A 25555-nucleotide genomic window follows, 5' to 3' on the forward strand; every position below is an offset into this window, starting at 1 on the left:
CACCGTTGGCCATGAATTCACAGGCCGTCAAGTATACAATCACAGGCAGATCGGTTATAGGCGCACGCCCAGAGACAGAGGATTCTTCCATGATCGTAGTGACGGGCGGGGCCGGCTTCATCGGCTCCAATCTGGTCAAGGCACTCAACGACAGCGGCCACCGGGACGTAATGGTGGTCGACGACCTGCGCGATGGCACCAAGTTCGTCAACCTGGCCGACTGTGCCCTCGGCGACTACCTGGACAAGGACGACTTCCGTCGTCGTGTCGAGGCCGAGCTGCGCGGCGAGGTCTCGGGGCTTCCCGAGATCGAGGCGATCTTCCATGAAGGAGCCTGCTCCGACACCACCGAGTGGGATGGTCGCTTCATGCTCGACAACAACTTCGAGTACTCCAAGGTGTTGCTGCACTTCTGCCAGCGCAGGGGAATTCCCTTCCTCTATGCCTCCTCGGCGGCCACCTATGGTGGCAGCGAGGTGTTCGTGGAGGCGCCGCAGCACGAGAAGCCGCTCAACGTCTACGGCTACTCCAAGCTGCTCTTCGACCAGTACGTGCGCGCTCGCTGGAGCGAATTCCGGAGCCAGGTGGTGGGCTTTCGCTACTTCAACGTCTACGGCCCCCGCGAGCAGCACAAGGGCAAGATGGCCAGCGTCGCCTACCACCACCACACCCAGATCAGCGCCGGGGCGGATCTCAAGCTATTCGGCGCCTGGGACGGCTATGAGGCGGGCATGCAGAGCCGCGACTTCGTCTACGTGGGCGACGTGGTGGACGTCAACCTCTGGTTCCTGGACCACCCCGAGCGCTCCGGCATCTTCAACCTGGGCACCGGGCGTGCCGAGCCCTTCAAGGCGATCGGCGAGGCGGTGATCGACTACTACGGCCGCGGTGCCATCGAGTACATCGAATTTCCCGAAGAGCTCAAGGGGCGCTACCAGAGCTACACCCGCGCCGATATCTCGCGGCTTCGCGCGGCGGGCTACGACCGCGAGTTCCGCACCGTGGCCGAGGGGGTACGCGACTACCTGGAGCGGCTGAATGGCTGAACCGGCGCCCGCGCCGGCGGATGGCGGCGAGCGGATCCTGGTGGTCGGCCCCTCCTGGGTCGGCGACATGGTCATGGCCCAGAGCCTGCTGATGACCCTCAAGGCGCGTCACCCCGGCTGTCGTATCGCCGTGGTGGCGCCGGCCTGGTCGCAGCCGATCCTCGAGCGCATGGCCGAGGTCGACGAGGTGGTGCCCCTGGACGTGGGACATGGCGAGTTCGGCTGGACCCCGCGGCGGGCGCTGGCCGGCGGGCTGCACGGCCGCTTCGATCGTGCCATCGTGCTGCCGCGCTCCTGGAAGTCGGCCCTGGTGCCCTTCCTGGCGCGCATCCCGCGGCGTACTGGCTTCACCGGCGAGCAGCGTCTCTGGCTTCTCAATGACCGCCGCCGTCTCGACAAGACGCGGCTCGACCAGACGGTGAAGCGCTTCGTGGCCTTGGGGCTGGCCGCCGAGGAGGCCGCCGACGGTGACTTCGCCATACCGCATCCACGGCTCTCGGTGGATGCCGCCAATCAGGCGGTGCTGCGTGACGCCCTCGACCTTTCCGGGCGGCCGGCCATCGGCATGATGCCCGGCGCCGAGTACGGCCCCGCCAAGCAGTGGCCCCTGGCGTACTTCCGCGCCCTGGCCCGCGCCCTGGAAGTCGAGGGGTACGAGGTGCGGGTGCTGGGCGGCCCCAAGGACGTCGAGGCCGGCGAGACGATCGCCGCGGGACTGGATCACGTCCACAACCTCTGCGGCAGGACCCGGCTGGCCGACGCCGTGGACCTGCTGGCGGACTGCGAGCAGGTGGTCACCAACGACTCGGGGCTGATGCACGTGGCGGCGGCAGTGGGCACCCGGGTGCATGGCATCTACGGCTCCTCCTCGCCCGCCTATACCCCGCCGCTGACCGACGAGGCCGAGATCCACTATCTCGCCCTCGACTGCTCCCCCTGCTTCCAGCGCACCTGCCCGCTGGGCCATACCAATTGCCTCAACGAGCTGACGCCCCAGCGGATATTGGCGGCGGTTCTCGCCTCCCGGCCGCTCATCGCCAAGGGCTGACGGCGACGTTCATTGCATGCCCGGCTCGAGTTCATCGGCCTCGTCCTCGGGCGTTTCCACGACCTGCTCGGGGGGCGAGGGCTCCAGTTCCTTGCGCCGGCTCTCCGGCACCAGGCCCTCCCAGAGGCGCTGCTGCAGGGCCGTCTCCTCGTGCATGCGCGCGGCGATGTCGGCGGTGCCGTGGCGCTCCACCAGGGTTCGCTCGTCGGAGAGCAGTGAGACGCCGAGGCCGGCACGGTGGCCACCGATGGTGAAGCCCATGGCCTCCAGAATGGTGGGGAAGAGGTCGATGGTAGACGCTTCGCGGCGAGTGCGTCGTCCGGCCTCGATGCCGGGACCCAGCAGCATGAAGGTGTTGGCACGCTCCCCGGCGACCAGATCCTCCCAGGCCGATACCTTCATCGACAGGTGATCGCTGGCGATCACTACCAGGGTGTTCGCCAGCAGCCCCTCGGCTTCGAGACGCTCGAGGAGATTGTGGGTGAGCCAGGCCGAACACTCCACCGCGTAGAGGATGTCCTCGCCGTCGAACTCGCCCTGGCGCTCCTCGCAGGCGCGCGCCGGGTAGCCGTTGGGGGCGTGGCCGGCCAGGCTCAGGCTCACCAGGCCCCAGGGGGCGTCGCCCGCGGCCTCGAGGCGGCGGATCCTCTCCACCGTCATGTCGTAGAGCGAGTCGTCGAACAGGCCCCAGTTGTTGACGTAGTCGGGATCCTCCAGGCGTGGCTCCAGGTCGTCGCGGCCCAGCACGGCCTGGAAGCCGTGGTCCTCGTAGAAGATGCCCTTGCCGGCGAAGTCGGTGCTGGCCCCGCCCATGAAGGTGAGTCGGTAGCCCTGGTCGGCGAGCAGGTCGCCCAGGCATTCGACGCCGGGCACCACGCGGCCCAGCGGCTCGAACTGGGTGTCGTGCAGCAGGCCGGCGGGCATCAGCGGGGCGCCGCACTGGCTGGCGATCATCCCCGCCATGGTCCAGCCGGTGTTCTCGAGTTGACGCACGCCCTCGAAGACATGGCCGCGTCGCCCGATGGCGTCGAGGAAGGCGTAGGCATCGCCGAAGCGCTCGCGGTCCGCGTAGGTCCGCTCGATGCTCTCCAGATAGAGCAGCAGCAGGTTGGGAGGGCGCTCGGGGGCCCGGCGGATGGTCGGTTCCACGTAGCGGCGGTCGAGCCAGGCGCCGTCATCGGTGACGATGGCGGCGCCGCGCTGGCCGACGCCGTAGAACAGCGGGTTGCTGGCCAGCAGGACGACCGCCAGCAGCCATTCGAAGCGGCGCCAGCGGTGGTCGTGACGCACCAGCCAGATGAAGGCGACGAGGAAGGCCAGCATGGACAGGGTGTAGGCGATGGCCGCCAGGCTGCGGCTGATGCCGCCATGTCCCTGCATGCCGGCCTGGAGGTGAAAGAAGATCGCCCCGAGTTCGACGATGCCGAAGCTCTCCGCCAGATAGACGTAGACTCCCCAGAGAATGAGCGGAATCAGCGACCAGGGCCAGACCCGGCCCGGCGGTGGGGGGTGGTCGGCGGGGGCACCCCAGCGCAGCAGCCAGCCGAGCCCCAGCCAGGCGGCGGCGATGGGTACGATGCCCCAGTCGGACAGCAGGGCCACCGTGGTGACGGCATGCCCCAGGCAGAGCCCCATCACGAGCAGGGCCCACCAGCGGGGTTGGCGCAGCAGGGGGAGCAGGTGGCGAATCATGGGCGCTCGCTTGGCCGCTCGTCTTCGTGGAGTTCGTTGAGCTTGGCGTACTTCATGTAGGCATGGAAGGCGGTGGTCATGGCAACGGTGAGGCCATCGCTGCCCTGGAAGAGTCCCCCCTTGAGGAGCAATTTGCGCAAGGTGGCGCTGAGGGCGTGTATCGCCGGCCGGTAGGGGGATGGCGCGATGCCGCGTTCCTTCATGGCCCAGGCGTCCCGCGTCGACAACTGGTCGATGCGCTGCATCCAGTGCGACAGGTTGTCGTAGGTGAAGTGGCGGATGTGGGCGCCGGTATCCACCGTCCTGGGCGCCTGGACCGATGAGTGGGCCTTCTTGGGAAGATAGCCCGAAGTGGTGCGGTTATATAAGCGCACGACCCTGTCCGGGTAGAAGCCCGCCGCCCTGATCCAGTGGTTGCCGCAGAAATTACGCCGGTTGAAGCGGTAGGCGATCGAGGCGTCATCCAGGGGAAGCTTGCCGATCTCCCGGATGGCATCCTCGTCCAGCCGTTCGTCGGCATCCAGCGACAGGATCCAGTCATGGCTGGCATAGGGGACGCCGAAGGCCTTCTGTGGCCCGTCCCCCAGGTATTCCTGGTGAAGGACCCGTGCCCCCTGGCGGATCGCGATCTCGACGGTGTCGTCCTGACTGAGTGAATCGACCACGATCACCTCGGCGCAAACCGCCTTCAGGGAGTCGATGCAGTCGGCGATGCCTTCCTGCTCGTTGAGGGTGATGACGATACCGGTGATGGGCTTCATGACGGGGTGCCTAGATGGGTGAACGACAGCAGCAGGTCGCCGATCGCGTCGGCGGCGTCCTCGAGGTCGATGCGCGACATGTCCTGCTGGCCGGCATCGGACGGTGGGCGGAAGGCCAGGCGGCGCTCCTGACGGTTGCAGGTCTGCCAGCGCAGCGGCGTGGCGGAGCGTCGCGCCGGATAGAAGCCCGCGGTGGCGATGTCCAGGCAGCCGGCGATATGCAGTGGCCCGGTGGAGCCGGCGACGAAGAGGTCGGCCGCCGCCAGCGACAGGGCGAAGTCGTCCAGGCCATCGCGTGGCGGCAGCCGGTGGACCGGGACGCCGGCCGCGGCGAGGGAAGCGCGGATCGCCTCGGCAGTAGCCTCTTCGCCGGGACCGGCGGTGAGGATCCAGGTCGGGCGCTGCTCGTCCTCCAGGCGACGGTCGATGGCCCGGGCCAGCTCGGCGTAGCGCTCGGGCGACAGGTTGACTGCCGAGCCGCCGCTGCCGCCGTGCAGGAAACACCAGGGGGTGGCCGGGTCGAGGTCCAGCTCGGTGGCGATTCGACGGCGCTGGGTCCGTCGCTCCGCCTCGGCGAGCGGCCAGTATGGCGGCGCCGGAGAGCCGTTCGGTGTCAGGCCCAAGGCGTCCAGCAAGGCCTCGGCCAGCTCCTGGTTGTAGCGGTACTCGGGGCGTCGCGAGCGAGACCTGCGCTGGGTGACCCGACGGTTGTAGAATAGCTGCGCCCACTTGGTGGCCGGGGCCAGGCGCAGCGGAATGCCGGCCCGCCAGCCGAGCCAGCCGATGCGTGGCGTGGAGAACAGCGTCAGCAGGGCATCGAAGCGCCGTTCGCGCACGGTGGCCAGCAGCGCTTGGTGGGCTTCACGGTCGGCACCCTCCCCCGGGTCGATCAACACCTCGTCGATCCAGGGGCAGAGGTGCGCCATGGGGGCCGTATAGGCCGGCACCAGCACGCTGATGCGTGGCACAGGGGTCGCCGCCTTGAGCCGCGCCAGGGCCGGCCAGGCGAGCATGAAGTCGCCGAGCTTGTCGTTGCGGACCACCAGCAGGCGCGGCGCCGTGCTCGAGGCCGTGGAATCGAACGTCATCCGGGCTCCCGAGCCCCGTTACCGAAGGAGTCAGCCTTGACGCGCAAGGTCCTGCACATCTGCCTCTCGACCGGCTGGGGCGGACTGGAAATGTATCCGTCACGGATTATACCCGAGCTCGCCCGCCAGGGGTGGGATGTCCATGGCCTGGCGCTGGCCGGGTCGCGGGTGGCACAGAGCTTCCGGGAGGCCGGGGTCGAGCCGCTCACCCTGTCCTCGAAGGGCCGGGCGCCCCTGGCCGCACGCCGCCTGTTGGCCTACCTGAAGGCCCAGGGTATCGAGGTCCTCCACTGCCACAAGTCCAGCGACCTGCGGCTGGGGGCGCTGCTGGCCACCCTGAGGCCGTCGCTCAAGCTGTTCTTCACCGACCATATGGGCGTGACCCGGCCCAAGAAGGATCCCTACCATCGCTGGGCCTATGGCCGGGTGACCCGGCTGTTCTCCATCAGCGAGGCGACCCGGGCGCGCAACCTGGCGGCCTTCCCGCTGCCCGCCGAGCGCATCCGGCGGCTCTACCTGGGCATCGACCCGGCGCCCTATGCGCCGCGGCTGGCGCCGGAGGCGGTCGCCGGGCTGCGCCACGAGCTGGGTATCCCCGACGCTGCCGTGGCCATCGGCCTGCCGGGGCGCCTGACGCCCGGCAAGGGGCAGGCGGTGTGGGTGGAAGCCCTGGCCGGGCTGGCGCGGCGCTATCCGCGCCTCGCCTGGCACGGGGTGCTGATCGGCGGCCTGACGGCCGAGGAGGGCAGCGCCCCGGCCTTCGTGGCCGAGCTGCGCGACCGCGTCGCCGAGCATGGGCTCGATTCCCGGATCACCTTCGCCGGCTTCCGCCGCGACCTGCCGCGGCTCTTCGAAGCCCTGGACGTGGTCTGCGTGCCCTCGCGCAACGAGGCCTTCGGCCTGACGGTGATCGAGGCCATGGCCGCCGGCAAGGCGGTAGTGGGCAGCGCCAGCGGGGCGCTCCCCGAGCTGCTCGATGCCGATACCGGCCGACTGCCGGCGGCGGAGGACCCGGAAGACTGGGCCGAGCGCCTGGCCGAGCTGGTGGAGGATGCCGGCCTGCGCGAGAGGCTGGGGAAAGCGGCACGGGCGCGTGTCGTGGAGCGTTTCACCCTGGACGCGCACGTCGCGGCGCTGGTCGCGGAGTACGCCGGTCAGGCGGCGCCGTAGCCGCGGCGGATGGGGTCCATGGCCTCGGGCGCCGCGAACTTCGCCAGCGAGCGGGCCAGGCGCTCGAGGTTGGCGCGCTTCCAGGCCCCGTCACGGCGCAGTCGACAACGATCCAGGTCGATCAGCCAGACCCGCCCCTCGGCGTCCACCAGCAGGTTGCGAGCATTGAGGTCGACGTGGTCGAGGCCGGCGTCGTGGAAGCGGCGCAGGGTGTGGCCGACGCGCTCCAGCAGGCCGTCGTCGGCCCCGCCGCCCTCCAGCAGGCCGTCGTCGGCCCCGCCGCCCTCCAGCAGGCCGGCCAGGGCGCGGGTAGCGGGGAGGCGCACGGTGATCAGGGCGGCCTCGTAGGTGAGACCGTGGCGCGTCACGGCGGCGGCCACCGGGCGGGGTACCGGCAGGCCGCGGGCATGCAGTTCGGCGGTGAGGCGCAGTTCGCGGAAGGCGCGGGTGCGCTCCAGGCCGGTCCACAGGTAGCGGCGCTCACAGAACCGGGCGATCAGGCCGCCGCGGCGGTAGGGGCGCAGCACCCACTCCGCGTCGCCGGCATCGAGGAAGAGGCTGGCGCCGCGTCCCGGTGCCTCGCCGGTCACGCGAGCGGCCCGCTGCCAGTGGGCTGGATCGAAGCTGTGCGGGCCGATTTGTGGCGCCGCATCGGCGTCACATAAACTGTCCGCATCATATAGAATATGGGCCTTTCCCGCTCGAAACGTTGCCAAGCGCATGAAGCATCCTCTGCCCGCCCAACCGCGCCATATCGGCGTGCTGCGACTCTCCGCCCTGGGCGATGTGTGTAACCTGGTGCCGACCGTCCGCGCCCTGCAGCGCCAGTGGCCCGAGGCGCGCATCACCTGGATCATCGGCAGGGGCGAGCACAGTCTACTGGCAGGCCTCTCCGGGGTCGAGTTCGTGGTCTACGACAAGGCCTCGGGCCTGGCCGGCATGCGGGCCCTGTGGCGCGAGCTGGCCGACACCCGCTTCGACGTCCTGTTGCACATGCAACAGGCGCTGCGCGCCAGCGTGCTCTCCCTGGGCCTCAAGGCCGATGTGCGGGTGGGCTACGACAAGGCCCGTGCCAAGGACGCCCAGCACTGGTTCACCCATCGCCGGCTGGCGCCCCATCCACATGCCCACGTGCTGGAGTCCTTCCTCGACTTCGCCCGCCTGCTGGGGGTGGCGGATCTCTCCCTCGAGTGGGACCTGCCGGTACCCGTTGCGGCCCGGGAAGAGGCGCATGGCCTTGTCGGCGAGTCCCCCTATCTGCTGGTGAGCCCCTGTTCGAACCCGCGGCTGCGCAACTTCCGCAACTGGTCCGCCGAGGGCTATGCGGCGGTGATCGAGCACGCCTGGCGGCAGCGCGGCCTGAAGACGGTGCTCACCGGCGGCGGCAGCACCCAGGAGCGCGAGATGGGCGAACGCATCCGTCGCCTGTGCGAGCCCGCGGCGGTGGTCGACGCCATCGGCGATACCTCCCTGAAGGGGCTGCTGGCGTTGATCGCGGGGGCCCAGGGGGTGATCGCCCCCGACTCCGGTCCGGTGCACATGGCCAACGCCCTGGGCGTCCCCGTGGTGGGCCTCTATGCCACCACCAACCCGGATCGCGCCGCCCCCTACCTGTGGCGGGACTTCGTGGTCGACCGCTACCCGGACGCGGTGCGCACCTTCCTGCACCAGGCGCCCGACGAGATCCCCTGGGGGCAGCGGGTGCGCCACCCCGATGCCATGTCGCTGATCCGCGCCGAGGACGTGATCGAACGCCTCGAGGCGGTGCTGGCCCACGCCACCGGCCCCATTCCGGAAAGGGAGCTTCCCGACGATGAAACTTGACCTGACCGCCCTGGAACGCTCGCGCCTGCTGGTGGTGGGCGACGTCATGCTCGACCGCTACTGGCACGGCGGCACCTCGCGGATCTCCCCCGAGGCGCCGGTGCCGGTGGTGCGTGTCGAGGAGAGCGAGGATCGCCCCGGTGGCGCCGCCAACGTGGCGCTCAACATCGCCTCCCTGGGGGCCCAGGCCGCCCTGGCCGGCGTGGTGGGTGACGACGCCAACGCCGACCGCCTGGTGACCCGCCTGGAAGACGCCGGAGTGAGCACTCACTTCCAGCGAAACCCCGGCCTGCCCACCATCACCAAGCTCAGGGTGATGAGTCGCAACCAGCAGCTGATTCGCCTGGACTTCGAGGAGGGGCTCGGCGAACTGGACACCAGCGGCCTGCTGGCGAGGGTCGAATCGGCCCTGCCCGACTGCGACCTGGTGATCCTCTCCGACTATGGCAAGGGCACCCTGAACCGTGTGCCCGAACTGATCCGCCTGGTGCGTGGCGCCGGCAAGCGGGTCCTGGTCGACCCCAAGGGCGGCGACTTCCGCAAGTATCGCGGAGCCAGCGTCATCACCCCCAACCTGACCGAGTTCGAGGCGGTGATGGGGCACTGCCGCGACGACGTCGAACTGGCCACCCGGGGCGAGGCGCTGCGCGTCGAGCTGGAGCTGGAGGCGCTGCTGATCACCCGCAGCGAGAAGGGCATGACCCTGATCCGCGAGGGGCACGAGCCGCTGCACCTGCCGACCCGGGCCCGGGAGGTCTTCGACGTCACCGGCGCCGGCGACACCGTGATCGGCGTGCTGGGCCTGGCGCTGGCCGCCGGCCACGGCTTCGCCGAGGCGATGACCCTGGCCAACCTGGCCGCCGGCCTGGTGGTGGCCAAGCCGGGCACCGCGACGCTCTCCATCGCCGAACTCTACACCGCCCTGCACGGCGACAAGCTGGCCGAGTTCGGGGTGATCAAGGAGGCGCCGCTGATCGAGGCGGTGCGTGCCGCCCAGGCCCGCGGCGAGCGCGTGGTGATGACCAACGGCTGCTTCGACATCCTCCACGCCGGCCATGTGGCCTATCTGGAGCACGCCCACCAGTTGGGCGATCGGCTGATCGTGGCGGTCAACGACGACGCCTCCATCGCCCGCCTCAAGGGCCCCAAGCGTCCGATCAACCCCCTGATGCGGCGCATGCAGGTGCTGGCCGGCCTGGGGGCCGTGGACTGGGTGGTGCCCTTCGCCGAGGACACCCCCCAGCGGTTGATCGAGGCGGTGCTGCCCGACGTCCTGGTCAAGGGCGGCGACTACCGTCCCGAACAGATCGCCGGCGGCGAGGCAGTGCGCGAGGCAGGCGGCGAGGTGCGGGTGCTCGGCTTCGAGGACGGCGTCTCCACCACGGCGATGATCTCCACCATCCTCGATCGCGAGGCCTGAGCCTTGCCGCGCCCGCTTGTGATGCAGCGTGTCGACCCGCCCTCGGGAGGGGCGGGCTGATGGGCTGGGCCCGCGGCCTCTATTCGGCGGCGTTGCAGCTGCTGGCGCCCCTGGCATGGCGCCGGCTGCGTCGTGAGCATGGGCTCACCGACCCCCGGCCGCTGCGCCTGGGACGCATCCCCGCCACGCCGGCCGGCGAGCGGATGCTCTGGCTGCACTGCGCCTCGGTGGGTGAGGTGCAGGCGGCCCGTCCCTTGATCGCCGCCCTGCTTGAGCGCCATCCCGCCCACCGGCTCACCGTCACCACCATGACCGCCACCGGGGCGGAACGCGTCCGGGCCCTGGCCGAGGGGCGCCGCGACGAACGCCTGGCGCATCGCTTCGTGCCGCTCGATTTTCCCGCCGCGGCGCGGCGCTTCGTGGTGCGGCTGCGGCCCGAGCTGGCGCTGTTCTTCGAGACCGAGCTGTGGCCCAACCTGCTCCACGCCTGTGCCGCCGGCGGCGTGCCGGTGGCGGTGATCAACGGTCGCCTCTCGCCACGCGCCTTCCGCGGCTACCGGCGGCTGCGGCCGCTGATGCGCGAGGCCCTGGCCGAGGTCGACTGGCTGGCCGCCAAGTCGCCGGCCGATGCCGAGCGCTTCCGGGCGCTCGGCATGGCACCGGCGCGCACCACGGTGGTGGGCTCGCTGAAGTTCGATATCGCCCCGGATGACGAGGCCTCGGGGGTGAGTGAGCGCTTGCGCACCCACCTGGGGCGGCGCTCCGTCTGGGTGGCGGGCTCCACCCATGAGGGCGAGGAGGCACGCCTGCTGGCCGCCCATGCCCGGCTGCGCGAGCGCCATCCCGAGGCACTGCTGGTGCTGGTGCCGCGCCATCCCCAGCGCTTCGATGCCGTCGCCGAACTCTGTGCGGAGGCGGGGCTGGCGGCGGCGCGACGCTCCCGGAACGAGTGGCCGGGGGACGAGGCGGCCGTCTACCTCGGCGACACCATGGGCGAGCTGCTGGCCCTCTATGGCGCGGCGGATCTCGCCTTCGTGGGCGGCAGCCTGGTGCCGGTGGGCGGGCACAACCTGCTGGAACCGGCCGCCCTGGGGGTGCCGGTGCTCAGCGGCCCCGCGCTGGCCAACTTCGAGGACGTGGCCGAGGCGCTACGCGAGGCCGATGCCTTGGTGGAGGTGGCCGACGAGGCGGCCCTGGCCGCGGCCCTGGGACGGCTGTTCGACGACCCCGCGGAGCGGCGCCGCCTGGGCGAGGCGGGCCGGGCGCTGGTGGCGACCCGGCGGGGCGCCCTGGCGCGCACCCTGGCCGGGCTGGATTACCTCCTGCCGAGTGAGTGCTCACTATCGGCGTCAGGCCGGTAGCAGGCGCTCCACGCCGCGCTCGGTGCCGAGCAGCAGGACATCGGCGCCGCGGGCGGCGAACAGGCCGTTGGTCACCACCCCGACGATGGCGTTGAGGCGCGCCTCCATGGCCTGCGGGTCGTCGATCATGAAGTCGAAGCAGTCGAGGATCTGGTTGCCGTTGTCGGTGGTCACGCCCTGGCGATAGACCGGGTCGGCGCCCAGCCTGACCAGCTCCCGGGCCACGTAGGAGCGCGCCATGGGGATCACCTCCACCGGCAGCGGGAAGCCGCCCAGGCATTCCACCTTCTTGGAGGCGTCGGCGATGCACACGAAGCGCTCGGCGCAGGCGGCGACGATCTTCTCTCGGGTCAGCGCCGCACCGCCGCCCTTGATCATATACAAGTGAGCGTTCACTTCGTCGGCACCGTCGACGTAGACGGGCACGGTGCCCACGGAATTGAGCTCGAAGACCTCGATGCCGTGGCCGCGCAGCCGCTCGGCGCTGGCCTCGGAGCTGGCCACGGCGCCGGCGAAGTCGTGGCGCAGCGCGGCCAGGCGGTCAATGAAGCGGTTGGCCGTGGAGCCGGTGCCGATGCCGAGCACGGTGTCGCGGTGGAGATGGGGGCGGACCTCGTCGATGGCGGCCGCGGCCACGGCATCCTTCAGTTCGTCCTGGGTCATGGGTCGCTCTCCGGTGACGGGATGAATGGAGCGGGAAATCGGGCGCCATTATAGGCCAGCCGGGCCCCGCCTGCCGATGCCGTACGCTGGACGCCGGGGCCGCGGGAATGCTACCAATAGGGGTTCCCTGCACCGCAGCACGCGCGCTGCATCCTCTCGCGCCACCCTTCTGGGATACCGGAATGCTAGAAGCCACCGTCAAGAAGATTCTCCAGGCCCGGGTCTACGAAGCCGCCCGGGAAACGCCGATCTCCCCGGCCCCCCTCCTCTCCCGCCGCTTCCGCAACACCATCCTGATCAAGCGCGAGGACCTGCAGCCGGTCCACTCCTTCAAGATCCGCGGTGCCTACAACAAGATGGCCCAGCTCAGCGATGCCCAGAAGGCCAAGGGGGTGATCGCCGCCTCCGCGGGCAACCACGCCCAGGGACTGGCCATGGCGGCCAGGCAGATGGGCGTCAAGGCGGTGATCGTGATGCCGCGCATCACCCCGGAGATCAAGGTCGCCGCGGTGCGCGCCCGGGGTGCCAAGGTGGTGCTCAAGGGCGACGCCTTCGCCGCCGCCGCGGAGCATGCCCAGGCGCTGATCAAGGAGCACGGCTACACCTATATCCCGCCCTTCGACGACATCGACGTCATCGCCGGCCAGGGCACCGTGGCCATGGAGATCCTGCACCAGCATGCCGGGCGCCTGGACGCCATCTTCGTGCCGGTGGGCGGCGGCGGCCTGATCGCCGGGGTGGCGGCCTACGTCAAGTACCTGCGTCCCGAGATCAAGGTGATCGGCGTCGAGTCGGAGGACAGCGCCTGCCTCAAGGCGGCCCTGGGGGCCGGCCGGCGGGTCACCCTGGATCAGGTCGGCGTCTTCGCCGAGGGGGTCGCCGTGGCCCAGATCGGCAAGGTGCCCTTCTCCATCCTGCGCGATCTGGTGGACGACGTCATCACCGTCAACGCCGACGAGATGTGCGCCGCAGTCAAGGACATCTTCGAGGATACCCGGGCGGTCTCCGAGACCTCCGGCGCCCTCTCCCTGGCGGGGCTCAAGAAGTACGTCCAGCAGACTGGTGCCGAGGGCCAGACCCTGCTGTGCATCAACTCCGGGGCCAATACCAACTTCGACCGCCTGCAGCACATCGCCGAACGCACCGAACTCGGCGAACAGCGCGAGGCGATCCTGGCGGTGACCATCCCCGAGCGCCCCGGCAGCTTCAAGAAGTTCTGCAAGACCATCGGCAAGCGCATGGTCACCGAGTTCAACTACCGCTACGCCGACCCGGAGCAGGCGCATATCTTCGTCGGCGTCCAAGTCAAGCCGGGTGGCGAGGATCGCCAGGTAGTGCTCGACAAGCTGCGCGATGCCGGCTATCCGGTGGAGGACCTCACCGACAACGAGCTGGCCAAGCTGCACATCCGCCATCTGGGCGGTGGCCGACCCAAGGAGCAGTTCGCCGAGGAGGTCTATCGCTTCGAGTTCCCGGAGCGCCCGGGGGCGCTGATGAACTTCCTCACCCACCTGCCCGCGGACTGGAACATCTCGCTCTTCCACTACCGCAACCATGGCGCCGCCTATGGCCGGGTGCTGGTGGGCATGCAGGTGCCCAACGGCGACCGTTCCCACGTGGAGCAGTACTTCGATGCCATCGGCTACCGCTACTGGAAGGAATCGGACAACGCCGCCTATCGCCTCTTCATGGCCTGAGGGTAAGCGCTGACTCGCCGTGAAGGCCTGGCCAGCCGTGTGTTTCATTGTGTAAGCGTTGAAGCATGGCAGTTGTCATACCACCGGCCTTGGCCCTATAGTCACCGCCGTAGCCTTCCAACCTCGCATGGAGTCGACGACGATGAAGCGCAAGCCCGATCTGGTCATGGCCCTGGTGCTGCTGTTCGGTATCGGCGTCGTGGCGACCGGCTATGCCCAGGCGCTGGTGGGCAGCTGAGTCGAGATGGCGTCGACGCTGCCAGGGCTCGGAAATGATCAGCGAAAGGGGCCGATGCCTGCAGGCATCGGCCCCTTTCGTTGTCGTCCGGTCGCGGGGGCACCGCTTCACTCAGGGCCGCACCACCCGGGCGTCGCTGACGATGGCGTCCAGTGGCACGTCCCAAGGGGCGGCGGGTAACCGTTCGACCCGCTGGCAGTCGTGGGCCAGGCCGATCAGGCGTGGCCTGGGCCCGGGGCGACGGGTGAAGGCCAGGGTGCGGTCGTAGAAGCCGCCGCCCATGCCCAGCCGCTGGCCGGCATCATCGAAGCCCACCAGCGGCAGCAGGATCAGGTCCAGGGCCCAGGCCGGGCGTCGGCGGGCGCGATGCGCCCCGTGACGGGTCGTGGGTTCGGGGATGCCGAAGCGGTTGGTCACCATGGGCGTGCCGCGATGGTAGTGGACGAACCACAGGGAATTATGGGTGAGCGGCCGGAGCACCGGTAGGTAGACACGGGCGTTGCGCCATTCCAGCCAGGCGATCAGCGGGGTGGGATCGATCTCGCCGTCATTGGGCAGGTAGAGCGCCACGCGCCGGGCGCGCTGCAGCTCGGGCAGCCGGCGCAAACGACGACACAGGCGCTGGCTGGCATCCCGCCGTTGCTCGGGCGTCAGGATGCGGCGGCGGCGGCGCAATGCACGACGCAGCTCACGTCGGGAGCCGTCGCAGGCCTCGAGGGACAGGGGGGCGGCGGATGTCGGCATGAGGCGGGTCATGTGGACGAGGTTCCCCAGAATGCCGCTGTCGTTCTGGCCCTTGAACCGGTGGTTCAAGGTGGGTGGCCGCAGCCGAACCGTCAGGCTTTCCGTCGCACGGACATGCACACGGGTCCGGCTAGCATTTGGCCCCCTGGGTACTGCGCATAGGCTCGAGGGACGATAACGACTGGCAAACATCCCAGGGAACACCTTCATCCTAACAGAGCCGCGGGAGCGGGCCAACGCCATTCCGCTCGGAATGGCATCAGCGATGCGGGACGTCGGTCAGGGCCCGTTCCAGGCGCTCGCTGAGCTCGTCGAGGCTGCGCTCCCCGTCGCGCCGAGCCTCCAGGGCCTCGAGCAGCTCGTGGGTGATGTTCAGCGCCGCCATGATGGCGATGCGCTCGGTGCCCAGCAGGTTGTTCTGGGCGTGAATGCCGCTCATGGCGCGGTCCAGGTAGCGCGCGGCGCGTTCCAGCTTGTCCTGCTCGTCGGGCTCGCAGGCGATGACGTAGCTGCGTCCCAGCAGGGTGATGTCGGTGGTCGGCCGTGTGGCGTCGCTCATCGGGGGCTCCGGCTCGACCCGGCCGGACGGCGTGGCCGCGCGTCCCTGGGGGCCGATGCGTTAACATTCAGTCAAGAAAGGTTTGCCAGTCCACTATAAGAGAGCCCTTCTCGGGCGGTCAACGCGCGCCGTGCCCGGGGGCTCGCCCACTACCAGCGTCCATCACGGGTTTCCCCATGTCATTGATCAACGAACGCCAGGATTTCTCCACCATCGCCGACCTCTTCCTGCTTCACGGCAGCATGCAGTCGCCGACCTTCCTCGACGGCCGCCTGTGTGCCGGGCTGGCCCTGCACGACCTCTCCGCCGAGGCGTGGCTCGAGCAGGTGTGCCTGACGCTCGGCGTCGAGCAGCCCCACGACGAGGCCTCGGCCGAGCGCTTCCTGGCCTGGCGCCGCCAGACCCTGGAGGCCCTCTCCGGCAGCGAACTCGGCTACGAGCCCTTGCTGCCGGACGACCTCTTCTCGCTCGCCGAGCGGGCCCAGGGGCTCAAGGAGTGGACCCAGGGTTTCCTGGAGGTGCTCCGGGACGCCGGCGAGACCCCGCGCGAGGCGTGGTCCCCGGCGCTGCGCGAGGCCCTCGATGACCTGGAGGGGATCGCCGCCATGGAAGTCGATCTGGAGGAGAGCCCGGAGAACGAAGGGGATCTCTTCGCCCTGGCCGAGCACGTGCGCATGGCCGCCATGCTGCTCTACACCGAGCAGCATCCCGGCAAGCCCCAGGTCGAGAGCACCGACGACCCGACCCACCACTGAATTCCGTTCCGCCCACCAGACCCCAGGAGACGCCATGTTGCCCGAGATCCTGCCCCGCCCGGCCCCGATCGCCAACGCGGAGTACCGCGCCCGGCGCCGGGCGCTGATGGAGGCCCTGCCCGCCGACGGCGCCGTGCTGTTGCCCGGTGCCGCCCTGGTGACCCGCTCCCGCGACAGCGAATTTCCCTTTCGCCAGGACAGCGACTTCCACTATCTCACCGGCTTTCCCGAGCCCGATGCCCTGCTGCTGTTGCTGCCGGGCCGGGCCGAGGGCGAGGCGGTGCTGTTCTGTCAGGATCGCGATCCCGCCCTGGAGGCCTGGACCGGCATCCGGCTGGGCGCCGAGGGGGCGGTGCGCGAGCATGGCGTGGACCAGGCCTTCGAGAACGCCGAGCGCGACGCGCGCCTCGCGGAACTGCTCGACGGCCGCCGGACCCTCTACCTGCCGCTGGACAGCGCCGAGGCCATGACCCTCGCCGAATCGGTGCGCGCCACCCTGGGGGCCAGGGTGCGGCGCGGGGCACGGCCGCCGGAGGCCTTCGCCGACGTGGCGTCGCTGCTCCACGAGGCACGCCTGGTCAAGAGCGAGGCCGAACTGGCGCTGCTGCGCCACGCCGCCGAGATCTCCGCCCGCGCCCATGTGCGCGCCATGCGCGCCGCCCGCCCCGGCCTCGCCGAGTACCACCTCCAGGCCGAGCTGGAGCACGAGTTCCGCTGGCAGGGCGGCAGTGGCCCGGCCTACGCCAGCATCGTCGGTGGCGGGCCCAACGCCTGTGTGCTGCACTACATCGAGAATCGGGATCCCCTCAAGCAGGGGGAGCTGGTGCTGATCGACGCCGGTGCCGAGTTCGACCTCTACGCCGGCGACATCACCCGCACCTTCCCGGTCGACGGCCGTTTCACCGACCCCCAGCGGGCGCTCTACGAGGTGGTGCTGGGCGTCCAGGAGCGGGCCGTGGCCGCGGTGGCGCCGGGCATGACACTCGCCGAGATCCACGCTGGGGTGGTACGCGGCCTCACCGAGGGACTGATCGGCCTGGGCCTGCTCGAGGGCGAGGTGCAGGCGCGCATCGACGACGAGAGCTACAAGCGCTTCTACCTGCACTCCACCTCCCACTGGCTGGGGCTGGACGTCCACGACGTGGGCGGTTACCGCCGCGACGGGGAGCCGCGCCCCCTGGTGCCGGGCATGGTGTTGACCGTAGAGCCCGGCCTCTACGTGCCCGCCGACGACGACATTCCCGAGGCCTTCCGTGGCATCGGCATTCGCATCGAGGACGACGTGGCGGTCACCGCCGAGGGGCATGAGGTGCTGACCGCCGGCGTGCCCAAGCGGGTGGCCGGTATCGAAGCGCTGATGGCCAAGGAGTGAGCAGGTGGCTCGCTCTGTCTGAAGGGTTTATGTAATGTACGTTACGGTACTGTATGGCGAGAATGCCCATGGATGAGAGACACGCCGCGTCGGCCGCCGATGGCCCCGAGGCAGAACATGAGGTGGATATCGCCATCGTCGGCGGGGGCCTGGTGGGGGCCAGCCTGGGCGCTGCCCTGGCGCCGCTGATCCAGCGCGAGGGCCTGTCGGTGGCGGTGATCGAGGCCGCCGCGGTGCGTGAACGGGCGGCCGAACCCTGGCAGCCGAGCTTCGACGCCCGGGCCAGCGCCATCGCCCAGGGCTCGGCGCGCCATTTCGCCGACCTGGGCCTGTGGCCGGCCATGGCCGAACAGGCCGCCCCCATCCGCTGCATCCATGTCAGCGAGCGGGGGCGCTTCGGGGTCACCCGGCTGCGCGGCGAGGAGCTGGGGGTCGAGGCGCTGGGGCACGTCATCCCCAACGCCTGGATGGGGCGGGTGCTGCATCGCCGCCTCGCCGAACTGCCCCTGGGGTGGCACTGCCCCGCCCGGGTCGCGGCGATCGATCCCTCGCCGACGGGCTATCGGCTGCGCCTCTCCGACGGCGGACGGCTGCGGGCCCGCCTCACCGTGCTGGCCGACGGCGGTCGCTCGGGGCTCAAGGAGCGCCTGGGGATCGACAGTGACCACCGCCCCTACGACCAGGTGGCGCTGATCGCCAGCGTGGAAATGAGCGAACCCCATCGCGGGGTGGCCTGGGAGCGCTTCACCGCCGAGGGGCCCATCGCCCTGCTGCCGCTGCGTGGCCAGGCCATGGAGCTGATCTGGACCCACGCCGCCGGCCGGGAGAAGCGCCGGCTGGCGCTCCCCGACGGCGACTTCCTGGCCGAGCTGCAGCGCGCCTTCGGCGATCGCGCCGGGCGTTTCCGGCGAGTCGGTAGCCGCCACGCCTATCCGCTGAGCCTGGTCACCGCCAGGGAGACGGTGCGCCCGGGGCTGGCGGTGCTGGGCAACGCTGCCCACGCCCTGCATCCGGTGGCCGGCCAGGGCTTCAACCTGGCGCTGCGCGGGGTGATGGACCTGGTAGCGGCACTGGAGGCGGGCCTGGGGGCGGACGAGTCGCCCGGCAGCAGCCGGGTGCTGGCCGACTTCGAGGCGCGGCGCGCCGCCGACCGCCACAACGTGGTCCGCTTCAGCGACGGCCTGGTACGGTTGTTCGGCATCGACAGCGCCCTGCTCTCCCACGCCCGGGCGGCGGGCCTGGTGGGCCTCAACCTGGCCGGCCCGCTGCGCCGTGGCCTGGCGCGGCGGGCCATGGGGCTGGAGCGATGAGGCGACATGAACGGCCGACGAGCGAGGAAGCGCAACCCATGACGGAGACGCCGGCAGCGGATGTCACGACGGATTCGGCCCCGGGGCCCGGTCCGGGCGACGAGGCGGTGGAGCACCACCAGGCGGTGATCGTGGGGGCGGGGCTGGTGGGCGCCGCCCTGGCCGGCCTGCTGGGCGAGGCGGGCCTGGAGGTGGCCCTGGTCGACGCCCGCCCGGCGCCGCTCGAGGCGGATGCGGTGGGGCGCGGCCGTCCGGCGCTGCGGGTCAGCGCCCTGACGCCGGTCTCCCAGCGGTTGCTGGAGCACCTGGGCGCCTGGGCGTGGATGGCGGCGCGCCGGGTCAGTCCCTACCGGGGCATGGCGGTATGGGACGCCGAAGGCAGCGGCGAGGTGGGCTTCTCGGCCGACCAGGCGGGGCTGCCGGTACTCGGCCATATCGTCGAGAACGACGTGACCCTGGCGGCCCTGGAGCGCCGCCTGGCGACCCTGCCCGGTGTCACCTGGCGCCTGGGCACGCGGGTCGCCGACCTGGAGGCGACCCCGGACGGGTACCGGGTGTGTCTGGCGGATGGCCGGCGCCTGGCCGCCCCGCTGGTGGTGGCCGCCGACGGCGCCCGCTCGCCGTTGCGCGAGATGGCCGGCATCGCCACCCGCGAGCACGACACCGGCCATCTGGCCCTGGTGACCACGGTGCGCGTCGAGCGGGATCACGGCGAGGTGGCGCGCCAGGCCTTCCTGCCCCACGGGCCCCTGGCCTTCCTGCCGCTGGCCGTCGATGGCCGGCGGCACCACTGCTCCATCGTCTGGTCCACCTCGCCGGCGGAGGCCGAACGCCTGGCGGCGCTGCCGGCCGAGGCGCTGGGCCACGAGCTGGCCGCGGCCTTCGCCGGGCGTCTGGGCGAGGTGACGGTGGTCGACCGGGTGCTGAGCGTGCCCCTCGCCCAGCGCCATGCGAGCCGCTATGTCCGGCCCGGCCTGGCCCTGGTGGGCGACGCCGCCCACGGCATCCACCCCCTGGCGGGCCAAGGGGTCAACCTGGGGTTGATGGATGCGGCGGTACTCGCCGAGGAGCTGCTGGCGGCGCGCCGCCGTGGCCTGTCCCTGGGCGACGAGCGGGTGCTGGCCCGCTACGCCCGGCGGCGGCGCGGCGACAACGCGGCGATGCTGGCGCTGATGGATGGCTTCCGGCTGCTGTTCGCGACTCGCCGCCCGCTGCCGGTGCTGGCCCGCAACCTGGGCATGGGCGGCGTCGATCGCCTGGCGCCGCTCAAGCGCCTGCTGATGCGCCAGGCCACCGGCCATCGCGGGCGGCTGCCGGCCTCCTGCCGGTAGCGAGGCCGCGGCTCAGGGCTGGCGCTGACTGATCACGTTCAGCGCCTTGAGCAGGTTGAGCGCCTCGCCGAGCTGGTAGTCCTCGCGCAGGCGTTCATTGAGCTCGGTGCGCTCGCGGGGCGCCTCGCGGGACTCCAGGTGGCCCTCCAGGTCCGCCTCGCGCAGGTTGCGGCCGTTCTCGGTGACCTCGACCCGGCCGCGCACCACCCGCACGTCCGGCTCGATTCCCTGGGCCTGGATCGAGCGGCCGCCGGGGGTGAAGTAGAGCGCCGTGGTCAGCTTGAGGCCCTCGCCGTTGCCCAGCGGCATGACCTGCTGCACCGAGCCCTTGCCGAAGCTCTCGGTGCCCATCACCACGCCGCGGCGCTGGTCCTGGAGGGCGCCGGCGACGATCTCCGCCGCCGAGGCGCTGCCGCCGTTGATCAGCACCACCAGGGGGACCTCGGGGGCGGCGGTCTCGGCCCCGGCGGAGAAGCGCATCTCGGTGTCCGGCAGGCGCCCCTCGGTGTAGACCACCAGGCCCTCCTCCAGGAAGGCGTCGGCCACCGCCACTGCGGCCTGCAGTACCCCACCGGGGTTGTTGCGCAGGTCCAGCACCAGGCCGTTCAGGGGGCCGTCGCGCTCCAGGCGGCGGATCTGCTCGCCGACCTGGTCGCCGGTGCGGGTCTGGAACTGGCTGACGCGCAGGTAGCCGTAGCCCTCCTCCAGCAGCTCGCTCTTGACGCTCTCGGTGCGGATCTTCTCGCGGGTCAGGGTGAGGCTGCGCGGCGAACTCTCGCCCTGGCGCAGGATGGTCAGCTCCACCTCGCTGCCCGGCTCGCCGCGCATCAGGTCGACCGCCTCCTGCAGCGACATGCGTTCGGTGGGGGTGTCGTCGATGCGCAGGATCCGGTCACGAGCCTGCAGGCCGGCGCGGGAGGCCGGGGTGTCGTCGATGGGGGTGATCACCGTCAGTTGGCCATCCTCCAGGCCCACCTCGATGCCGATGCCGCCGAACTCGCCCTGGGTGGACTCGCGCAGGCTCTCGAACTCCTCGCGGTCGAGGTAGGCGGAGTGGGGATCGAGCTCGCTGAGCATGCCGCGCATGGCGTTGCGCAGCAGGGTGGCGTCGTCGACCTCTTCCACGTAGGCGCGCTTGATGCGCTCGAAGACCTCGGCGAAGGTCTGGATCTCCTCCACCGGCAGGTCGTCGTCGGGCGTCGCCGGCAGGTCGTCGGGCGTCTGCGCCACGGCCGCCAGGGGCAGGGCGAGCAGGGTGACGGACAACAGCCTTGCCAGCAGGCGACGAGGCAGGAAACGGGGGCCGGCGGAACGTGGGGTCATGCGATCTCCGCTGTTCGCAACGTGATGGGTCAGCATAGCCCGGCGGTGGCGGGCATGGGAATAGCGGCGCCTGCCGGCCGGCGCTCAGCGGGCGGCGATCCAGGCGTCGGGATCGATGGGTTCCCCGCCGCGGCGTACCTCGAAGTAGAGCGCCGGACCGTCCTGGCCACCGCTCATGCCCACCGCGCCCAGGGTGTCGCCCCGCGACACCGCCTGACCCACCTCGGCGGCGAAGTGCTGGAGGTGGGCGTGCAGGGTCATCACCTGGTCGCCGTGGTCGACGATCAGCAGGTTGCCGAAGCCGCGCATCCAGTCGGCGAACACCACGCGGCCGGCGTGCACGGCGTTCACCGGGGTGCCCTCCGCGGCCTGGATCAGCATGCCGTTGCGGTGCACGCCGTCGCCGGCGTGGAAGCGCGAGGCGATGCGGCCCTGCACCGGCCAGGGCAGCTCGCCGCGGGTCTGCTCGATGGCGGTGGAGGGCGGCGGCCGCTGCAGGCGGGCCAGCTGCTCCTGGACCTCGCGCAGCACCCGTTCGGCGTGCTCGCGGTCCTGCTCCAGGGATGCCAGCCGGGCCGCCTCGTCTTCGTGGCGGGCATCCAGTTGGGCCACCAGTTCGCCACGCTCGCGCATCCGCTCGGCCAGCTCGCTGCTGCGCGCGGCGAGCTCGGCGGCCAGGGCGTCGAGGCGCTCGCCGCGGCGGGCCAGCTCGCCGCGGGTCTCGGCCAGCGCTGCGTCGAGGCGGGCCAGCTCGTCGAGGCGGGCATTGCGTGCCCGGGCCAGGTGGTTCAGGTAATGCTGCAGGCGGTCGAGGCGGGCCGGATCGTCCTGGTTGAGCAGCAGCTTGAGCTGGGGGCTCTCGCCCAGGCGATAGAGGGCATCGAGCTGGGTCTCCAGGGCCGCCACCTGGTCGGCGCGTTCGGCCTCCAGGTCGTCGCGCCGCGCCTCGAGTTCGGCGATCTCGTCGCCGAGCTCGCGCCGCTTGGCCTGCAGGGCGTCGAGGCGGCGGTGGGTCGCCGCCAGGGCGGTCTCGACCTCCTCCAGGCGGCGCTCGGCCGTGTCCCGCGCCTCGCGGGTGGCCGACAGCCGGCCCGAGACGTCCTGGATCGCCTCGCCGATGGCGTCCAGCCGTTCGCGGGCCTCCCGCTCGTCGGGCTGGGCGGCCAGCGGGGGGGCCAGGCACAGGGCCAGCAGCAGGGTGCCGGCCCCCGCGATGCGCCTTCCCGGGCGACGCCGCTCCGCCATGCCCGGCCTCAGCCGAAGTCGATCAGCGGGCGACCGGTCATCTCCTCGGGGATGGACTGGTTCATCAGGGTCAGCAGGGTCGGGGCGATGTCGCACAGGCTGCCGTCGTCGTGGAGCCGGGCAGGCCGCGAGCCGACGTAGACCAGCGGCACCTCGAAGGTGGTGTGGGCGGTCTGGGGGGCGCCGGTCTCGGGGTTGACCATCTGCTCGGCGTTGCCGTGGTCGGCGGTGACCAGGCACTCGCCCCCGGCGCGCTCGATGGCCTCCACCACGCGACCGAGGCAGGCGTCCACCGCCTCGATGGCCTTGACGGCGGCGTCGAAGTCGCCGGAGTGGCCGACCATGTCACCATTGGCGTAGTTGCAGACGACCAGGTCGAACTCGCCGGAATCGATGGCCGCCACCAGCTTGTCGGTGACCTCGACGGCGCTCATCTCCGGCTTCTCGTCGTAGGTCTTCACGTCACGCGGCGAGGGTATCAGGATCCGCTCCTCGCCGGCGTACTCGGCCTCGCGGCCGCCGGAGAAGAAGAAGGTGACGTGGGGGTACTTCTCGGTCTCGGCGATGCGCAGCTGGGTCAGGCCGCGGTTCTCCATCACCTCGCCCAAGGTGTTGGAGAGCTCCACTGGGGGGAAGGCGGCCGGGGCCGGGATGTTGGCGGCGTACTGGGTCAGCGTCACCAGGCCGTCGGCGGCGAGGGTCGGGCGCACGCGGCGTGCGAAGCCATCGAAGCCATCCTCGACGAAGGCGCGGGTCAGCTCGCGGGCGCGGTCGGCACGGAAGTTCATGAAGATGGCGGCATCGCCATCCGCCGTGACCGCCGGGGTGCCGGCGGGGCGGATGCTGGTGGCGGCGACGAACTCGTCGGTCTCGTCACGCTCGTAGGCGCGCGCGAGCCCCTCCTCGGCGCTGGCCGCCTCGAACTCGCCCTCACCCTCGGTGATCAGGCGGTAGGCCTTCTCCACGCGATCCCAGCGGTTGTCGCGGTCCATGGCGAAGTAGCGGCCGATGATCGAGGCGACGAAGCCGTTGTCGGCGCCCACCAGTTCGGCCAGGCGGGCGTTGGCGCGCTCGATGGAGGCCAGGGCGCTCTTGGGCGGCATGTCGCGGCCGTCGAGGAAGGCGTGGAGGTAGATCCGGCGGGCGCCGCGGCGGACGGCCAGCTCGGCCATGGCCAGCAGGTGGTCCTCGTGGCTGTGCACGCCGCCTGGCGACAGCAGGCCCAGCAGGTGTACCGCCTTGCCCGCCGCCACGGCGGCGTCGATGGGGGTGGTCAGGGCCGCGATGGCGTCCAGCTCGCCGTCCTCGATCGCCTTGGTGATGCGGGTGAAGTCCTGGTAGACGATGCGACCGGCGCCCAGGTTCATGTGGCCCACCTCGGAGTTGCCCATCTGGCCGTCCGGCAGGCCCACGTAGCGGCCGTCGGTATGGATCAGGGTGGTGGGATGCGCCTGCTGCAGGCGGTCCATCACCGGGGTGCGGGCGGCATGGACGGCGTTGTGGGCAGCATCGGGGTTGTGGCCGTAGCCGTCCAGGATGATCAGGGCGACGGGGCGCGGGGCCTTGTTGGCTGTCTCGGTCATGGGGTGTGTCCTCGAGGCGTTGATGGCGCGACCATGACGCAGGAAGGCGGCACTCTGCATCGCTGAATCGTGTCGAACCCTGCTCGGTCGGCGAGGTTGTCGACGACGGGGCGTCCGGGGTCGCGGCGGGAAACGTCTTGCGGCATCATATCGCAAGGCGCCCTGGCGCGTCATGGTTCGGCCGCGGACGGTGCGACGTCGTGTATACTGGGCGCCGTGCTCCGGGCCGCGCCTCGCGGCGCCGGCCTCCCATTTCGTGCACCGAGACAAGAGTTATTCGCACCCATGACCGATCAGCTGTTTGAATTCGTGCAGAACCACCCGCTGCTGGTGGGCGCCTTCCTCCTGGTGCTGGCCGCCTGGATCGCCTACGAGGTGCGCAACAGCACCGCCAGCGGCGTGACCGCCGGCGAGGCGACCCAGCTGATCAACCGCGAGGACGCGGTGGTGGTGGATACCCGTGAGGCCGGCGACTTCAAGGCCGGCCATATCGCCGGTGCCCGCAACATTCCCCAGAGCCGCATCGACGAGCGCCTGGGCGAGCTCGAGAAGGTCAAGGACAAGCCGATCATCGTGGTCTGCAAGCACGGCCAGTCGTCCGGCGCGACCGTGGCCAAACTGGCCAAGGCCGGCTACCCTCGGGTGCTCAAGCTCAGGGGCGGCATGATGCAGTGGCAGACCGATGGCCTGCCCGTCGTCAAGAAGTAAGTATCGTTCATCGTTTCAAAGGATCTTTCCCATGGCGGAAGACAACAACCAGAACGCCGGCGCCGGCAACCAGGCGGCCGGGCAGCAGGACAAGCCGCAGCTGCAGTTCGCCCTGCAGCGCATCTACGTGAAGGACATCTCCTTCGAGGCGCCCAATTCGCCGGGGGTATTCCAGCAGCCCTTCAAGCCCAAGGTGGGCCTGAACCTCGACACCTCCAGCGAGAAGGTGGGCGACGACCTCTACGAGGTGGTGATCAAGGTCACCGCCCAGGTGACCCACAGCGAGGAGGGCACCACCTCCTTCCTGGCCGAGATCGAGCAGGCCGGGCTGTTCCGTATCGCCGGCATCGAGGGGGAGCAGCTCGACCACACCCTGGGCGCCTTCTGCCCCAACGTGCTCTTTCCCTACGCCCGCGAGTGCATCGACAACCTGGTCAACCGCGGCGGCTTCCCGCCCCTGATGCTGGCGCCGGTCAACTTCGAGGCGATCTACGCCCAGAAGAAGAAGCGCCAGGCCGAGCAGGCCCAGCAGCAGCCGGGCGCCCAGACCACCCAGTGAGGCCGACCCCGTGGCCGTGAAGGCACCCCGTATCCACGTCGCCGCCGGCCTCCCCCTC

At 70.7% G+C, this 25555-nt stretch carries 23 protein-coding genes and 1 other RNA gene; 13 read left to right on the forward strand and 11 right to left on the reverse strand.

Features of this window, described 5'->3' with window-relative positions; all coding sequences use genetic code 11:
- Positions 1-89 precede the first annotated feature (89 nt).
- Positions 90-1046, forward strand: coding sequence for an ADP-glyceromanno-heptose 6-epimerase (gene rfaD, locus QWY80_RS15390; RefSeq protein ID WP_290233297.1), 957 nt, complete (start codon positions 90-92; stop codon positions 1044-1046).
- Positions 1039-2094 (forward strand): lipopolysaccharide heptosyltransferase II, encoded by a 1056-nt coding sequence (waaF, locus tag QWY80_RS15395; RefSeq protein ID WP_290233299.1) that lies wholly within the window; start codon positions 1039-1041, stop codon positions 2092-2094. Before rfaD ends, waaF begins: the two co-directional genes overlap by 8 nt.
- 9 nt (positions 2095-2103) lie before the next feature.
- Here the strand turns inward: waaF and QWY80_RS15400 are convergent, their stop codons facing one another.
- The 3 genes from QWY80_RS15400 to QWY80_RS15410 are packed head-to-tail and all read right to left on the reverse strand — an operon-like array spanning position 2104 to position 5635.
- On the reverse strand, positions 2104-3786 hold the full coding sequence (locus QWY80_RS15400) for a sulfatase-like hydrolase/transferase (protein WP_290233302.1): 1683 nt from the start codon (positions 3784-3786) through the stop codon (positions 2104-2106).
- Positions 3783-4547, reverse strand: a complete 765-nt coding sequence (locus tag QWY80_RS15405) for a glycosyltransferase family 2 protein (protein ID WP_290233306.1) — start codon at positions 4545-4547, stop codon at positions 3783-3785. The genes QWY80_RS15400 and QWY80_RS15405 overlap by 4 nt, the downstream gene beginning before the upstream one ends.
- A complete protein-coding gene (locus QWY80_RS15410) occupies positions 4544-5635 on the reverse strand; it encodes a glycosyltransferase family 9 protein (protein WP_290233307.1) in 1092 nt (363 codons plus the stop codon). Before QWY80_RS15410 ends, QWY80_RS15405 begins: the two co-directional genes overlap by 4 nt.
- Before the next feature lie 36 nt (positions 5636-5671).
- Between QWY80_RS15410 and QWY80_RS15415 the strand changes: the two genes are divergently transcribed.
- Positions 5672-6805 carry a glycosyltransferase family 4 protein gene (locus tag QWY80_RS15415; protein ID WP_290233309.1) on the forward strand — a complete coding sequence of 378 codons (1134 nt, stop codon included), beginning with the start codon at positions 5672-5674 and terminating at the stop codon, positions 6803-6805.
- On the opposite strand, the gene QWY80_RS15420 is transcribed toward QWY80_RS15415, so the two are convergent.
- Positions 6790-7527 (reverse strand): 3-deoxy-D-manno-octulosonic acid kinase, encoded by a 738-nt coding sequence (locus QWY80_RS15420; RefSeq protein WP_290233312.1) that lies wholly within the window; start codon positions 7525-7527, stop codon positions 6790-6792. The genes QWY80_RS15415 and QWY80_RS15420 overlap by 16 nt on opposite strands.
- On the opposite strand from QWY80_RS15420, the gene QWY80_RS15425 reads away from it, so the two are divergent.
- From QWY80_RS15425 to waaA, 3 genes are read left to right on the forward strand one after another with little or no spacing between them, the layout of a single operon-like run.
- Entirely contained in the window at positions 7526-8629 is a 1104-nt protein-coding gene (locus QWY80_RS15425) for a glycosyltransferase family 9 protein (protein WP_290233314.1), read from the forward strand. The two genes, QWY80_RS15420 and QWY80_RS15425, sit on opposite strands and share 2 nt — an antisense overlap.
- Positions 8619-10049 (forward strand): bifunctional D-glycero-beta-D-manno-heptose-7-phosphate kinase/D-glycero-beta-D-manno-heptose 1-phosphate adenylyltransferase HldE, encoded by a 1431-nt coding sequence (hldE, locus tag QWY80_RS15430; protein ID WP_290233316.1) that lies wholly within the window; start codon positions 8619-8621, stop codon positions 10047-10049. Before QWY80_RS15425 ends, hldE begins: the two co-directional genes overlap by 11 nt.
- 59 nt (positions 10050-10108) lie before the next feature.
- The gene (gene waaA, locus QWY80_RS15435; RefSeq protein ID WP_290233318.1) at positions 10109-11410 is read left to right on the forward strand and encodes a lipid IV(A) 3-deoxy-D-manno-octulosonic acid transferase; all 1302 of its coding nucleotides are present in this window, start codon (positions 10109-10111) and stop codon (positions 11408-11410) included.
- Here waaA and rpiA read toward each other — a convergent pair.
- On the reverse strand, positions 11399-12073 hold the full coding sequence (gene rpiA / locus QWY80_RS15440) for a ribose-5-phosphate isomerase RpiA (RefSeq protein WP_290233322.1): 675 nt from the start codon (positions 12071-12073) through the stop codon (positions 11399-11401). The genes waaA and rpiA overlap by 12 nt on opposite strands.
- 182 nt (positions 12074-12255) lie before the next feature.
- Between rpiA and ilvA the strand changes: the two genes are divergently transcribed.
- Positions 12256-13770 carry a threonine ammonia-lyase, biosynthetic gene (gene ilvA / locus QWY80_RS15445; RefSeq protein WP_290233325.1) on the forward strand — a complete coding sequence of 505 codons (1515 nt, stop codon included), beginning with the start codon at positions 12256-12258 and terminating at the stop codon, positions 13768-13770.
- A 349-nt stretch (positions 13771-14119) separates the two neighbouring features.
- Here ilvA and QWY80_RS15450 read toward each other — a convergent pair whose 3' ends face one another.
- From QWY80_RS15450 to QWY80_RS15460, 3 genes are all read right to left on the reverse strand, one after another.
- Complete coding sequence (locus tag QWY80_RS15450; RefSeq protein ID WP_290233329.1) at positions 14120-14764, reverse strand: 5-formyltetrahydrofolate cyclo-ligase; 645 nt, start codon at positions 14762-14764, stop codon at positions 14120-14122.
- A gap of 7 nt (positions 14765-14771) precedes the next feature.
- A non-coding RNA gene (ssrS, locus tag QWY80_RS15455) (6S RNA) lies at positions 14772-14955 on the reverse strand.
- Between the two features lie 56 nt (positions 14956-15011).
- Positions 15012-15311, reverse strand: a complete 300-nt coding sequence (locus tag QWY80_RS15460; RefSeq protein ID WP_290233332.1) for a cell division protein ZapA — start codon at positions 15309-15311, stop codon at positions 15012-15014.
- A gap of 176 nt (positions 15312-15487) precedes the next feature.
- Between QWY80_RS15460 and QWY80_RS15465 the strand changes: the two genes are divergently transcribed.
- From QWY80_RS15465 to QWY80_RS15480, 4 genes are all read left to right on the forward strand, one after another.
- Positions 15488-16066, forward strand: a complete 579-nt coding sequence (locus QWY80_RS15465) for a UPF0149 family protein (protein ID WP_290233335.1) — start codon at positions 15488-15490, stop codon at positions 16064-16066.
- A gap of 34 nt (positions 16067-16100) precedes the next feature.
- Entirely contained in the window at positions 16101-17438 is a 1338-nt protein-coding gene (pepP, locus tag QWY80_RS15470; RefSeq protein ID WP_290233337.1) for a Xaa-Pro aminopeptidase, read from the forward strand.
- A gap of 68 nt (positions 17439-17506) precedes the next feature.
- Positions 17507-18748 carry a 2-octaprenyl-6-methoxyphenyl hydroxylase gene (gene ubiH / locus QWY80_RS15475; RefSeq protein ID WP_290233339.1) on the forward strand — a complete coding sequence of 414 codons (1242 nt, stop codon included), beginning with the start codon at positions 17507-17509 and terminating at the stop codon, positions 18746-18748.
- 38 nt (positions 18749-18786) lie between these two features.
- The gene (locus QWY80_RS15480; protein WP_290233342.1) at positions 18787-20079 is read left to right on the forward strand and encodes a UbiH/UbiF/VisC/COQ6 family ubiquinone biosynthesis hydroxylase; all 1293 of its coding nucleotides are present in this window, start codon (positions 18787-18789) and stop codon (positions 20077-20079) included.
- Between the two features lie 12 nt (positions 20080-20091).
- On the opposite strand, the gene QWY80_RS15485 is transcribed toward QWY80_RS15480, so the two are convergent.
- From QWY80_RS15485 to gpmI, 3 genes are all read right to left on the reverse strand, one after another.
- The gene (locus tag QWY80_RS15485; protein ID WP_290233344.1) at positions 20092-21402 is read right to left on the reverse strand and encodes a S41 family peptidase; all 1311 of its coding nucleotides are present in this window, start codon (positions 21400-21402) and stop codon (positions 20092-20094) included.
- Between the two features lie 84 nt (positions 21403-21486).
- Entirely contained in the window at positions 21487-22647 is a 1161-nt protein-coding gene (locus tag QWY80_RS15490) for a murein hydrolase activator EnvC family protein (RefSeq protein WP_290233346.1), read from the reverse strand.
- Positions 22648-22655: 8 nt separating this feature from the next.
- Complete coding sequence (gpmI, locus tag QWY80_RS15495; RefSeq protein WP_290233349.1) at positions 22656-24230, reverse strand: 2,3-bisphosphoglycerate-independent phosphoglycerate mutase; 1575 nt, start codon at positions 24228-24230, stop codon at positions 22656-22658.
- 285 nt (positions 24231-24515) lie between these two features.
- Between gpmI and QWY80_RS15500 the strand changes: the two genes are divergently transcribed.
- Together QWY80_RS15500 and secB are read left to right on the forward strand one after the other, a co-directional pair.
- On the forward strand, positions 24516-24938 hold the full coding sequence (locus tag QWY80_RS15500) for a rhodanese-like domain-containing protein (RefSeq protein ID WP_290233352.1): 423 nt from the start codon (positions 24516-24518) through the stop codon (positions 24936-24938).
- A gap of 31 nt (positions 24939-24969) precedes the next feature.
- Positions 24970-25497: a protein-export chaperone SecB gene (secB, locus tag QWY80_RS15505; RefSeq protein ID WP_290233355.1), complete on the forward strand. Its 528-nt coding sequence runs from the start codon at positions 24970-24972 to the stop codon at positions 25495-25497.
- Positions 25498-25555 lie beyond the last annotated feature (58 nt).

The organism is Halomonas ramblicola, assembly GCF_030409215.1.
GTDB lineage: Bacteria > Pseudomonadota > Gammaproteobacteria > Pseudomonadales > Halomonadaceae > Halomonas > Halomonas ramblicola.